The organism is Propionicimonas sp., assembly GCF_049840635.1.
In the GTDB taxonomy this organism is placed as follows: Bacteria; Actinomycetota; Actinomycetes; order Propionibacteriales; family Propionibacteriaceae; genus Propionicimonas.
Genome location: NZ_JASGKL010000005.1, coordinates 2,585,734 through 2,598,617, shown reverse-complemented (window position 1 = coordinate 2,598,617; position 12,884 = coordinate 2,585,734). Strand labels below are relative to the sequence as shown.

Genomic DNA, 12,884 nt, shown 5'->3' with positions numbered 1-12,884 from the left:
CCACAACCACGGCCACGAGCGGCAGGATCGCGACACGGGCTCCTGCGGACGCCACACTGGGGGAGTGGAGTGGACGCGGGAGGTCGGACGCGGGGTGTGGCTGCGTCCGCGCCTGGGCGCCCCGGGCACGGTCAGCGGGACCGCGGCGGGCGGGTTCGAGGCGTACGCGCGGATCCTGCACCCGTTCCGGCTCGACCGGGGCGACTCGACGCCGTCGTGGACGTGGGCCGAGCTCGCCGGGCGCACCGGACGGACGCTGCACCCGCTCAGCCAGGCCGCGAACCTGCTCGGGTCGGCCGAGCAGGCCGAGGTCGACGGCTGGTCGGTCGGCCTCCCCGAACAGGGCTTCCTTGATCCGGGCTCGCTCGCTGCGCTGGTCGGGCCCCTGGCCGCGGCAACGACCCGTCCCGATGACGTGACGATCGGGGTGTGGGACGGCTGGGGGGACCTGCACCCGGGCAGCGGGGTCGTGTTCGGCTGGGACGAGGGCGGTCCGCTGCGGGGCGCTCGGCTGAGGGCTGCGCAGGAGGACTACCGCGAGAGCATGGCGTCTGCGCTCGATCCCGGAGTCGCCCGGGCGGCGCGTCGTGGACGCTCGGGGCGCGCGTCCCGGCACGTCCTGCAGACTCCCGGTCGGGCGTACGTGCTGCTGCGCGGGACGCTGGCCGAACTCGCCGACCCGGAGTGGCCACGAGCCGCGGGCATCGGCTGGCGGGACGGCTTTCCCGGCCCCATGCCGGCGCTGATCTGGCCCGCCGACCACGCGTGGTGCGTCGCCAGCGAGATCGACTTCGACTCCACCATCGTGGCCGGCCCCCGCGACCTGGTGGACGCGGTGCTCGCCGCCCCTGCCGTCGAGGCGCTGGAGGTTCCCGAGCACGGCGACCTGACCTGGGACGGCGACCCGGTCAATCCCACGCCGCGGCGCTCCTGACCGCTCCACCCCCGGGGTCGGACGGGCCGGCGTGACTGCCTGCCTTACTGGCTCGGCGGGCTCCACCAGGCGAGGATCGTGATGCCGATGCCGACGCCCAGCAGGACGATCGAGTCCAGCGCCCGGTTGCGGACGGCGAGCAGGCCGACCCGCTGCTGGGGCATCAGGCGCAGCAGGCCACCGAGCGTGATCGAGAGGCCGACCAGCGTGCTGCCCGCCCGCCAGTGGCCGAGGAACACCACCGCCAAACCGATCGCGACCCCGGTGAGCACCGTCGCCAAGGGCCACTGCCCCGCGATCTGCTGCCACCACGTCTTCGGGGGGCGTTCGTCGGGCGCAGCGGTCATCGCGAGAGCTCCTCAGCCCTGTCCACGACGTTCGACAGCAGCATGGCGCGGGTCATCGGCCCGACCCCGCCCGGGTTCGGCGCCACCCAGGCCGCCTTCTCGAACACCTCCGGCGCCACGTCGCCGGTCAGTTTCCCTTCCACCCTGCTGACGCCGACGTCCAGCACCGCCGCGCCCTCGCGGACGAGGTCGGCGCTGATGATCCCCGGCACCCCGGCCGCGGCCACCACGATGTCGGCGGCCCGGGTGTGGGCGGCCAGGTCGCGCGTCCCGGTGTGGCACAGCGTCACCGTGCAGTTCTCGCTGCGCCGGGTCAGGATCAGCCCCAGCGGACGCCCGACCGTGATCCCCCGCCCCACCACGCACACCTCCGCGCCGGCCAGCGGCACGTCGTGGCGGCGCAGCAACTCCACGATGCCGCGCGGCGTGCAGGGCAGCGGTCCGGGCTCGTTCAGGACGAGCTTGCCCAGGTTGGTCGGGTGCAGGCCGTCCGCGTCCTTGTCAGGGTCGATCAGGCCCAGCATCGCGTTCTCGTCCAGATGGCGCGGCAGTGGCAGCTGCACGATGTAGCCCGTGCACTCCTGCGCGGCGTTCAGCTCGGCGATCGCGCCCGCCACCGTCGCCGTGGACGCGTCCGCGGGCAGGTCGACCCGGATCGATTCGATCCCCACCTCCGCGCAGTCCCTGTGCTTCATCGCCACGTAGCTGCGGCTGCCGGGGTCGTCCCCGACCAGCACCGTGCCCAGCCCGGGACGCACCCCGCGCTCGGCGAGGGCCCGCACGCGGACCGTCAGCTCGGCCTTGATCGCGGCGGCGACGGCCCTGCCGTCCAGGATCTGCGCAGTCATCGGTTCCTCAGTGGAAGAAGTGGCGGGTGCCCGTGAAGTACATGGTGACACCGGCGGCGGTCGCCGCGTCGATGGTCTCCTGGTCGCGCACCGACCCACCGGGCTGCACGATCGCCTTCACCCCGGCCTCGATCAGGATCGTCGGACCGTCGTTGAACGGGAAGAACGCGTCGGACGCGGCCACCGAGCCCGCCGCCCGCTCCCCCGCCCGCTCGACGGCCAGCTTGCACGAGTCGACCCGGTTCACCTGGCCCATGCCGACCCCGACGGACGCCCCGTCAGCGGCCAGCAGGATCGCGTTCGACTTGACCGCCCGGCAGGCCCGCCACGCGAACTCAAGGTCGGCCAGGGTGGCGGCGTCCGCGGGCTCGCCGGAGACCAGCTGCCAGTTCGCGGGGTCGTCGCCGGGGGCGTCGATCCGGTCCGGCGCCTGCAGCAGCGCGCCGCCGGAGATCGGGTGCAACTGCCGTCCGCGGTGGGTGTACGGCCCGGCCTTCAGCAGCCGGACGTTCTTCTTGCGGGTGAGCACCTCCAGCGCCCCGTCCTCGTAGTCGGGAGCGATCACCACCTCGGTGAAGATCTCGGCGATCTGGGTCGCCGCCTCGACGCTGACCGGACGGTTGGTGGCGATCACGCCGCCGAACGCCGACACCGGGTCACACGCGTGCGCCTTGCGGTGCGCCTCTGCGATGTCGGCTCCGACCGCGATCCCGCACGGGTTGGCGTGCTTGATGATCGCCACGGCCGGGGAGTCGAAGTCGTAGGCCGCGCGATAGGCCGCGTCGCCGTCGGTGTAGTTGTTGTAGCTCATCTCCTTGCCGTGCAGCTGCTCGGCCTGGGTGATCCCGGCCGGCCCGGCGGCGTAGGAGTACAGCGCGGCGGGCTGGTGCGCGTTCTCGCCGTAGCGCAGCGTGCCGACCTTGTCCCACGCGCCGCCGATCCAGGCGGGGAAGCCGTCCCCGCCGGAGGAGTCGGTCAGCACCGACCCCATCCAGCTCGCCACCGCGATGTCGTAGGACGCGGTGTGGACGAACGCCGCCGCGGCCAGCGCCTGCCGCTGGGCGAGCGTGAAACCGCCCGCGGCCAGGGCGTCGACGAGCTCCGGATACTGGTCGGGGGACGTCACGATCGCCACCGAAGGGTGGTTCTTCGCCGCCGCGCGCACCATCGACGGCCCGCCGATGTCGATCTGCTCGACGCACTCGTCCTCGCTCGCTCCGGACGCGACGGTCTGCGTGAACGGGTACAGGTTGGAGACGACCAGGTCGAACGGCGCGACGCCAAGCTCGGCCAGCTGCGTCCGGTGCGACTCGAGCCGGCGGTCGGCGAGGATCCCGGCGTGGATGTGCGGGTGCAGGGTCTTCACCCGTCCGTCCAGGCACTCGGGGAAGCCGGTCACCTGCTCGACCGGCGTCACCGGCAGCCCGGCCCCGGCCAGGGTGGACGCGGTCGAGCCGGTCGAGACGATCTCGACGCCCGCGTCGACGAGGACGCGACCGAGTTCAACCAGCCCGGTCTTGTCGTAGGTGGACACCAGGGCACGGCGGATCGGCAGCAGGTCGGTCATCGGTCTCCTCGGCTGAGTCGGTTGACGGTGTCGACGAGCAGCGTCCGCTCGACGACCTTGATGCGTTCGTGCAGGGTGGCCTCGTCGTCGCCGGGCTGCACGCGCACCGGCTCCTGGGCGATGATCGCGCCGGAGTCGACGCCCGCGTCCACGGCGAACACGGTCGCGCCGGTGACCCTCACTCCGGCGGCCAGCGCGTCCCGGACGGCGTGCATGCCCGGGAAGGCCGGGAGCAGCGCGGGGTGGGTGTTGATCATGCGGCCGCCGAACCGGGTGAGGAAGGCGGGGCCGACCAGCTTCATGAACCCGGCGCTGACGACGAGGTCGGGCTCGTGGGCGGCCACGAGGTCGGTCAGGCGCTCGTCCCACAGCGCCCGGTCGGACCCCTTCGCGAGCGGGTGCACGAAGGTGGGGACGCCGGCCCGCTCGGCGCGGGCGAGTCCCTCGACGCCGGGCCGGTCGGAGCCGACGGCGACGACGTCGGCGGCCAGCGCGCCGGAGGCGGACGCGTCCAGCAGGGCCTGGAGGAGGGTGCCGGAGCCCGAGACGAGGACCACCAGGCGCATCGGCATGCCCCTGACCCTATCGAACGGCCCCGGGGTCAGGACGCGGCGGCTCCGCGGCGGAACAGCCACGTGACGAGCCCGGCGAGCACGGCGCTGAGCAGCAGGAGGGGCACGCCGATCAGCAGGGACTCCCACAACCGCGGCCCGAGGTCGACCAGCCGGAGGCTGCCCAGGGCGCCACGGCTCGCCGCGGCCCAGCCGAGGAAGACGATCCCGGCCAGCAGGCCGGCCGTCGCCGCGGCGGCGAGCGTGCCGAGGACGCCGCGGCGTCCGGCACGAGCAGCGACGACACCGGCGAGCGCCCCGGCGGCCACCCCCGCGGAGAGCCACGCCAGCATCCACGGATCGGCGGCACCCTCGCTCGGCAGCGCCGCGAGCAGGGGGATCGACGGCAGCATGCCCAGTTGGGTGCCCGAGAGCGAGACGAGCGACCCGGTGCCGACGGTGAAGCCTGCTCCCAGCAGCCACGACAGTGCCCACCCGAGCGCCGTCGGCAGGTACGCGAGCGTGATCAGCGACCACACGAACACCCCGCCGGTGTCGAACCCGACCGCCTGCTCGAGGGTGGAGATGCCGGCCTCGCCGAGCACGACAGCGACGGCGAGCGCCACGCTGGAGACCACCACGAGCGCCAGCCCGCCGGCAGCCGCCCCGCGCAGCCCGCGCCGCAGCCAGGCCGGCCAGGTCGCCCACGGCCGGTAGCCCGAAGCCCGGACGGCGCCGAGGGCGCTGCCGAGGACGCTGACCGCGATCGCGCCGAGCGCGGGCCGCCAGATCAGCGCGGGCCCCTGGAAGCCCCACGCCAGCGCCGCGGCGACGAGGGTGTAGCCGAGCGCGACCTGACCGACCGAACCGAGGACCAGCCGCCGGTCGTCCCGCGGGCTCACGTCGCCGGTGCGGGCCAGACGGGCCTGCCGGTAGGCGAAGCGTCCGACCGGCATGCAGAGCAGGACGAACGCCGCGGTCAGCCCGAGCGGAACGAGGCTCACCCCCACGTCGCCGATGACGAGGACGCCGCCGTGCGCGAGCAGCCACACCTGCGCGGCGAAGCCGAGGACGGTCGGCAGGGCGATCGCGATCGCACTCAGCCAGGCCACGAGCACCACGCCGGCGACGAGGACGGCCCCGGCGAGCGCGGCGAGGACGCCCCCACCGACGGCGGCCACGGGCCACGGCAGCAGCGGCGGACCGTCCGTGGCACCGGCCAGCCGGACCGTCCGCGCAGACGACGTGGTGAGCCTGAGCCGCTCGGAATCGCGGAACCTGGGCATGGGCATGGTGGATCCATGCTCGCGCAGCCGTGTCCCTCCCGGCGGCGGGACACGCCCGCCGTCGCTACACTGGCCGCGTCTCATCACGCGTCGACCGACAAGGGATTGCAGTGGCACAAGAGGGTTCGTCCGCGCCCCGCAGGGCGCTCGGCCCGCTCCCCGAGGAGCCGGACGCTCCGACCGGCGGCCGCTTCGGCCGAGCCTTCTCGCCCGACGAGCCGTCCCCGTTGACCAGCACCGGGCAGTTGCGGCGGCTCGCCGCCAGCCCGTCGAGTCCGGCCAGCCCCGTCGACCCCCTGGACGTCCGGGGTACCACGCCGGTGCCCCCGCCCGCGCCTGTCCTCCCCGAGCCGGAGTCCGCGCTCCCCGCGTCCGCCGGCCGCCGCTTCTCCGCCAGCGCGGAGCCCTCCGAGTTCATCTCCGCAGCCCCGCGCCGGTCCGCGGTCAGTGTCTCATCGCCGCCGTCGCCACCGGATGCGTTCCTGCCCCCGTCGCCGCGACCGTCGTCGGCGTCGGTGGTCACGAACCCGCCGGCCTTCACCCCGTCCCCGTTCGCGCCCAGCCCTGCGGCCAGCAGCCCGCTGGCCTCCTCGGCGAGCGCGAGCGCCGTCGGGTCCTACCCCCGTTCGGTTCCGACTGCACCGACCGCGCCTTCGAGCGGCCCCACGCCGTTCGGCGCGCTGGGCGAAGGCGTCACGGGAGCCGGGACGCCGGTTGCGTCGACGCCCTCGTCGACCTCGACGCCATCGGGCACGCCGGAGGAGCCCTTGAGTCGCCGTGGCCAGAAGGCGCTGGCCAAGGCCGAGGCCCGCTCCGCCGCGCAGGCGAAGAAGGCGGAGGACGCCGCAGCAGCCGAGGCGAAGAAGGCGGACGCCGCCGCAGCAGCCGAGGCGAAGAAGGCAGGGGCGGCGGCACGAAAGACCGAGGCCAAGGCCCGTCGCTCGGGCAAGGGCACCCCGGTCGCCGCAGCCGTGCCGTCCGAGCCGCCGGCAGCGACGACCCCGCCGCCGGTCGCGGCGACAGCCGCTGAGGAGCCGCGCCGGCGCACGGCGCGTCCGGCCCTGATCATCATGGCCGCGGTGGCGGCGGTCGTGCTGCTCGTGGCCGCGGGCGTCTGGGTCCTCAGCCTGCGCTCCGGCGCCCCCTCCGGCACGCCCACGGTGCCGAACACCTCGTCCGCCCTCGATCCGCTGGTCACCGCGGCCGACCTCGGCACGGTCGGCGACGTGACCTGGACCGAGGCGACCGGCACGGCCGACGCCGTCACCCCCACGTGCCTGCCGGCCACCGGCTCGGGGCTGCCCTCCCCGTCCCGCTCCGCCTCGCGCAGGGTGCCGGTCGCGGGTTCCGACGTGGACGCGCTGGTCCAGGTCGTCGACACCTACGCGGACGAGGCGACCGCGACCCAGGCCTACGGCCTGCGGCTCACGCAGGCGGGCACCTGCTCGAACGACGCCGTCTGGATCACCGGCGCCAGCGCGGTGACGGGGCTGGCGGACTCGGCGGAAGCCGTCAAGCTGGTCGTGCAGGACCAGGCGAGTGTGTTCCACACCCTCCTGATCAGCCGCACGGGCCGGTCGGTGAGCCTTGTCGACCTGGCGACGTCCGAGAGCGCCGTGAACGCCCTCGATGTCGCCACGGTGGTCGGCAAGGCCCTGAGCCGCCAGTGCGGTGGGGACCTCGGCACGTGCCCGTCCAGCATCGAGGCCACCACGGAGGTGCCGCCGGCGGGTGACCCTGCGGGGTGGCTCGTCGAGGCGGACCTGCCGCGAATCACGCTCGGCACCGGACGCTGGGGCGCGACCGACCCGTTCACGACCCTGACGATCCCCGGGAGCCAGTGCGAGGGCATCAACCTCGAAACGGTCTCCGGGACGACGTCCGCGGCGCAGCGAACGCTGCTGCTCGCCGATGACGAGAGCGCCCCCCAGGGCTTCGGCGTCGACATGGTCGTCTACACCTTCGGCGCGGCGGACGACGCGTCCTCGCTCTCGGCGAAGCTGACCAAGAACATCTCCGGCTGCTCCGACCGCGCCCCCACCGCGACCGTGGCGGACGGACCGTCGGCGAAGGGCACGGGCGCGGCCGACACCGCGGTCAGCGGCTCGACCTGGACGGTCACGCAGAAGACCGCGACCACCACCGTCGTGTACCGCGTCGCCGTCATCACCGCCGGCACGAGGGTCGTGTACCTGCTCGCCAACCCGTCCAGCGACTACGACTTCACCGACGCCCAGTGGAAGGCCATCACCCTCCGCGCCGGCCAGCGGGTCACCCAGTCCTGACGCCCCCGCCGACCCGGCCCCGCCCACCACAAGGTGGACACTTCATCGCGAGTTCACCACACCGGCGTCCACCACAAAGTGGACGCCGCCGCCCGAACCCACCGACCCGGCCCCGCCCACCACAAGGTGGACACTTCATCGCGAGTTCACCACACCAGCGTCCACCACAACGTGGACGCCGCCGCCCGAAACCCACCGATTGTCATCCCGGGCTTGACCCGGGATCTCCTCGGGCGCCCGACCGGGGCTATCGACCAGGACGCCCGACGTCAGGATCAGGCCAGGCCGCGGATGACCTCGCGCATCAGGGACGCGGTCTCGCTGGGCGTCCGGCCGACCTGGACGCCGGCGGCCTCCATGGCGGCCTTCTTGGCCTTCGCGGTGCCGACCGAGCCGGTGACGATCGCGCCGGCGTGGCCCATCGTCTTGCCGACCGGGGCGGTGAAGCCCGCCACGTAGCCGACCACCGGCTTGGTGACGTGCTCGGCGATGTAGGCGGCCGCGCGCTCCTCCGCGTCCCCGCCGATCTCGCCGATCATCACGATCGCGTCGGTGTCGGGGTCGGCCTCGAACGCGGCGAGCGCGTCGATGTGGGTGCTGCCGTTGACCGGGTCGCCGCCGATGCCGACGGCGGTCGAGAAGCCGATGTCACGAAGCTCGAACATCATCTGGTAGGTCAACGTGCCGGACTTCGACACCAGGCCGATCCGGCCCGGGCCGGAGATCGTCGGCGGGATGATCCCGACGTTCGACTTCCCGGGGCTGATCAGGCCGGGGCAGTTCGGGCCGATCAGCCGGGTGTGGCCGGACTGGCGCGCGTAGTCGACGAACTCGGCGGTGTCCTTCACCGGGACGCCCTCCGTGATCACCACGGTGAGGTCGAGGGCCGCGTCCACCGCGTCGATGACGGCCTGCCGGGTGAAGGCTGCCGGCACGAACACGACGGACGTGTTGGCCCCGGTGGCCTCCTTGGCCTCGGCGACGGTGTTGTACACCGGCACCGGCGCTTCCTCGAACGTGACCGACTGGCCACCCTTGCCCGGCGTCACGCCGGCGACGATGCGGGTACCGGCCCCGATCATCCGCTGGGTGTGCTTGCGTCCCTCGGAGCCGGTCATCCCCTGGACGATGACGGTGGAGCGCTGGTCCAACCAGATCGACATGTGCGCAGATCTCCTATTCGGCCGCGGCGGCCAGCTCGGCGGCCCGGCGGGCCGCATCGTCCATGGTCTCGCGCACCTCGACGAGCGGGTGCGCCGCCTCGGCCAGCATGTGGCGACCGATCTCGACGGCGTTGCCGTCCAGCCGCACCACGATCGGCTTGGTCGCACGGTCGCCCAGCATCGCGAGGGCGTCGATGATGCCCTTGGCGACCTCGGAGCAGGCAGTGATGCCGCCGAACACGTTGACGAACACCGCCTTCACCTGCGCGTCGGAGAGGATGATGTCGAGCCCGTCGGCCATCACCTGCGCGGACGCACCGCCGCCGATGTCGAGGAAGTTCGCGGGCTTCGGCTGCCCCGGCAGGTCGGCGCCGGCGGCGGCGACGACGTCCAGCGTGCTCATCACCAGGCCGGCGCCGTTGCCGATGATGCCGACCGACCCGTCCAGCTTGACGTAGTTGAGGTTCTTCGACCGCGCCTCGACCTCCAGCGGGTCGTCGGACGACTCGTCGGCGTAGCCCGCCCAGTCCGGGTGCCGGAACGCCGAGTTCGCGTCGAGGCTCACCTTGCCGTCGAGAGCGACGATGCGGCCCTCACCGGTCTTCACCAGCGGGTTCACCTCGACGAGGGTGGCGTCGTTGGCCCGGTACACCTCGCCGAGCAGGACGAGGACGCGCGCGATCTCCGCACGGTCGGCTTCGGCGAAGCCCGCGGCGGCGACGATCTCGTCCGCCTTGGCCGCGTCCAGACCGACCAGCGGGTCGACCTCGACCCTCGCCAGCGCCTCGGGCCGCTCCACGGCGAGCGTCTCGATGTCCATGCCGCCCTCCTTGGAGCACATGGCCAGGTAGCTGCGCGACGACCGGTCGAGCAGGAGCGAGAAGTAGTACTCCTCGGCGATGTTGGCGCCCTCGGCGATCATCACGGTCTCGACCGTGTGGCCGTTGATGTCCATCCCGAGGATCTCGGACGCGCGATCGGCGGCCTCCTGCGGCGACCGGGCCAGCTTCACGCCGCCGGCCTTGCCGCGTCCACCGGTCTTCACCTGGGCCTTCACGACCACGACGGGCGTGCCGAGCTGCTCGGCTGCGGCTCCGGCCTCCTCGGGCGTCTGCGCGGTGATCCCGCGCAACACGGGGACGCCGTGCGCCTCGAACAGGTCTCGCGCCTGGTACTCGAACAGATCCACTCCGACTCCGTTCCATCATTCGTTCTGGCTCGGCCAGCTGATGCGGTGCAGAGCCTAGCCCGACCGTCGCTCACCGCGCATACGCAGACACCCGGGATGCGGGACGGCCGACACCTCGTACCCCGTTTCAGACAGATTCTGAGAAACAGCCTAAGAAATGCTAAGGTGGCTCTCGCTCGGCCGGGCCGGGCACAGTGCGTACTCAAGAGGGCTTACGGGGAACCAAGTGAACAGACTGCGACTGCGAGCTGACAAGCCGCGTCGAGCGCTCCCTCCGGAGCAGGTGGTGGACGGCGTTGCAGCCGCACCCGCCGGTTCGCGTCTCCGCCGGATCGTGAAGCGCACGGCCACCGTGGTCGTCGTCTCAGGAATCGCCATCGCAGGGGTTTCCGCCTTCACCGCTTCCTCCACCGGCGGCGCCGGGATCGCCTTCGCGGCCCAGGGCCTGGCCATCTCGAGCATCCCCGCCGTCCAGGCCGCCAGCGCGACCAGCTCGGCCACGTCGATCTCCGACCTCGCCGCCGCCCGCAGTGCGCAGCTGGTCCAGGACGGGGACACGATCTCCGACAGCCAGCAGAGCGCGGCGGCCGAAGCCCGCAGCAGCGCGCTCGACTCCGAGGCCACGCTGATCACCAAGGAGATCGACCGGCTGGAGAACCTCCCCAAGTTCATCTGGCCCACCGCGGGCACCGTGAGCTCCCCGTTCGGGATGCGGATGCACCCGATCCTGCACTACATGCGCATGCACGACGGCGACGACATCGGCGGCAAGTGCGGCCAGGAGATCCACGCGGCGCAGTCCGGCGTGGTGGTGAAGGCCGAAATGGGCTACAACGGCGGCTCCGGCAACAACGTCTGGATCGAGCACGGCAAGATCGACGGCATCGACGTCCAGAGCGGCTACCTCCACATGGAGAAGTACATCGTGAAGGTCGGCGAGAAGGTCGACCAGGGCGACGTGATCGGCTACGTCGGCAGCACCGGCCTCTCCACCGCCTGCCACCTGCACTTCTCGATCAAGCGCAACGGCGTCGAGTCCGACCCGATGACGTACATCGGCTGGAACAAGGAAGCCAAGGAGAAGGGCGACGGCCACGGCGAGTGAGCCACCGCCGCTCTGACGGCAACCGGGCTTCCACGCTCGCCACCAAAGTTCTTAGGAACCACCGGAACTCTCAGAAGCCACCGAGTCACTCGGTGGCTTCTTCGGGTCCTCGATGGTTCCGGCGTGCGAGTGCTCGCAGGGGAGCCCCAAATTTCATCGTTTCATCGTGACGCCGCAGCACCGAGACGATCTCGGCGACTGAAGATCGCCTGAGATACCAACTGTTGGTCGGAAAACTCACCGCAAGAAATTCAGCACCCGTGGTCCATGATGGGGGGACCCGACGGGAGAGATAACATGAACAGAACGTGGCTGGTCGTCGTCGCCGCCTCCCTGCTTGCGCTCCAGGTCGCACCCGCCTTCGCTGACGGCGGGGACAACTCCCCTGATCCAACGACGCAACCGGAGTCCAGCGCCCGCGCGAACCCGTCCCCCAGGCCCGAGCAGGATGAACCCCGGGCAGCGCAGTCCGATCCTCCGTCTTCCACGCCCGAACCGGCCCCGGAACCGGCCGATCGTGCGTCGGGGCCCGCCGACGCCACTCCCTCCGAATCATCGCCACCGACGGACGAGGCCCCAGCCGCAGCGACGAACGATCCAACTGCGTCCGTCACACCTGTGGACTCGCCGACGGGACCGCCGGAGGCGACGACGCCCACCCCGAGTGACCCGTCCACCGACCCGTCATCCGATGAACCTGTCCAAGGTGCCGCCATCGTGGTGCCCGCCGCCGCGCCGACCACACCCAACGTGTCGGTGAACGTGGCGTGTGGCACCGACATGAACCTCGACATCACCTACAACGAGGAACCCGACCTGCCCTGGTCCTTCGAGGTCTACGTCAACGGCACCCTCCTCACCACCCTCACCGACGACGACACCGACCTCATGGGCTTCCACCCCTCCATCCCCGCCAGCCAACTCCCCGACGACAGCTACACCTGGAGCGTCACCGCCATCAACGGCGACCAGACCTTCCCCGACATCGCCAGCGGCACCGTCACCTGCACACCCACGCCGACTGTCACCGCGCCCAACATCACCGTCAACGTCGCCTGCCAGGCCGACATGAACCTCGACATCACCTACAACGAGGAACCCGACCTGCCCTGGTCCTTCGAGGTCTACGTCAACGGCACCCTCCTCACCACCCTCACCGACGACGACACCGACCTCATGGGCTTCCACCCCTCCATCCCCGCCAGCCAACTCCCCGACGACAGCTACACCTGGAGCGTCACCGCCATCAACGGCGACCAGACCTTCCCCGACATCGCCAGCGGCACCGTCACCTGCACAGCCACGCCCACGCCGACGCCGACCCCCACGCCGACCCCGACGCCCACGCCCACGCCGACGCCCACCCCGACACCCACGGCCACGACCGAGCCCACGAGCACCACCCGTCCCGGTGGTGGCGGAGACGGGGGTGACCACGACGGATCAACGCTTGCGTGGACGGGGCCCTCCGAGGCGACCTGGACCGCCCTCGGCCAGGGGATCATGGCCGTGGCGCTCGGCGTCCTGGTGCTGGTCCTGGCGCGCCGGTGGCGTGTCGAGTGAGCCGGACGCCGCGCTGACTCACAAACGCTCCCGGAATTCGCGAGCG

At 72.2% G+C, this 12,884-nt stretch carries 11 protein-coding genes; 4 read left to right on the top strand and 7 right to left on the bottom strand.

What is annotated here, in order from left to right; genetic code table 11:
- The first annotated feature begins 64 nt into the window (after window positions 1-64).
- On the top strand, window positions 65-934 hold the full coding sequence (locus QM779_RS17620; protein ID WP_428538085.1) for a hypothetical protein: 870 nt from the start codon (window positions 65-67) through the stop codon (window positions 932-934).
- Window positions 935-978: 44 nt separating this feature from the next.
- Here QM779_RS17620 and QM779_RS17615 read toward each other — a convergent pair whose 3' ends face one another.
- From QM779_RS17615 to QM779_RS17595, 5 genes are read right to left on the bottom strand one after another with little or no spacing between them, the layout of a single operon-like run.
- Window positions 979-1,281 carry a DUF3017 domain-containing protein gene (locus QM779_RS17615; protein WP_428538082.1) on the bottom strand — a complete coding sequence of 101 codons (303 nt, stop codon included), beginning with the start codon at window positions 1,279-1,281 and terminating at the stop codon, window positions 979-981.
- On the bottom strand, window positions 1,278-2,129 hold the full coding sequence (locus QM779_RS17610; protein WP_428538079.1) for a bifunctional methylenetetrahydrofolate dehydrogenase/methenyltetrahydrofolate cyclohydrolase: 852 nt from the start codon (window positions 2,127-2,129) through the stop codon (window positions 1,278-1,280). The genes QM779_RS17615 and QM779_RS17610 overlap by 4 nt, the downstream gene beginning before the upstream one ends.
- Before the next feature lie 7 nt (window positions 2,130-2,136).
- Window positions 2,137-3,696 carry a bifunctional phosphoribosylaminoimidazolecarboxamide formyltransferase/IMP cyclohydrolase gene (gene purH / locus QM779_RS17605; RefSeq protein WP_428538076.1) on the bottom strand — a complete coding sequence of 520 codons (1,560 nt, stop codon included), beginning with the start codon at window positions 3,694-3,696 and terminating at the stop codon, window positions 2,137-2,139.
- Window positions 3,693-4,268 carry a phosphoribosylglycinamide formyltransferase gene (purN, locus tag QM779_RS17600; protein WP_428538073.1) on the bottom strand — a complete coding sequence of 192 codons (576 nt, stop codon included), beginning with the start codon at window positions 4,266-4,268 and terminating at the stop codon, window positions 3,693-3,695. Before purN ends, purH begins: the two co-directional genes overlap by 4 nt.
- 29 nt (window positions 4,269-4,297) lie before the next feature.
- Window positions 4,298-5,539: a cell division protein PerM gene (locus QM779_RS17595; RefSeq protein ID WP_428538070.1), complete on the bottom strand. Its 1,242-nt coding sequence runs from the start codon at window positions 5,537-5,539 to the stop codon at window positions 4,298-4,300.
- 104 nt (window positions 5,540-5,643) lie between these two features.
- Here QM779_RS17595 and QM779_RS17590 point away from each other — a divergent pair, with 104 nt between their 5' ends.
- Window positions 5,644-7,818, top strand: a complete 2,175-nt coding sequence (locus tag QM779_RS17590) for a hypothetical protein (protein WP_428538067.1) — start codon at window positions 5,644-5,646, stop codon at window positions 7,816-7,818.
- A gap of 275 nt (window positions 7,819-8,093) precedes the next feature.
- On the opposite strand, the gene sucD is transcribed toward QM779_RS17590, so the two are convergent.
- Both sucD and sucC read right to left on the bottom strand, forming a co-directional pair.
- Entirely contained in the window at window positions 8,094-8,981 is an 888-nt protein-coding gene (gene sucD / locus QM779_RS17585; RefSeq protein WP_428538064.1) for a succinate--CoA ligase subunit alpha, read from the bottom strand.
- Between the two features lie 13 nt (window positions 8,982-8,994).
- On the bottom strand, window positions 8,995-10,170 hold the full coding sequence (gene sucC / locus QM779_RS17580) for an ADP-forming succinate--CoA ligase subunit beta (protein WP_428538061.1): 1,176 nt from the start codon (window positions 10,168-10,170) through the stop codon (window positions 8,995-8,997).
- 226 nt (window positions 10,171-10,396) lie between these two features.
- Here sucC and QM779_RS17575 point away from each other — a divergent pair, with 226 nt between their 5' ends.
- Window positions 10,397-11,275 carry a M23 family metallopeptidase gene (locus QM779_RS17575; RefSeq protein ID WP_428538058.1) on the top strand — a complete coding sequence of 293 codons (879 nt, stop codon included), beginning with the start codon at window positions 10,397-10,399 and terminating at the stop codon, window positions 11,273-11,275.
- Window positions 11,276-11,992: 717 nt separating this feature from the next.
- Window positions 11,993-12,838 carry a hypothetical protein gene (locus QM779_RS17570; protein ID WP_428538055.1) on the top strand — a complete coding sequence of 282 codons (846 nt, stop codon included), beginning with the start codon at window positions 11,993-11,995 and terminating at the stop codon, window positions 12,836-12,838.
- The last annotated feature ends 46 nt before the right edge of the window (window positions 12,839-12,884 follow it).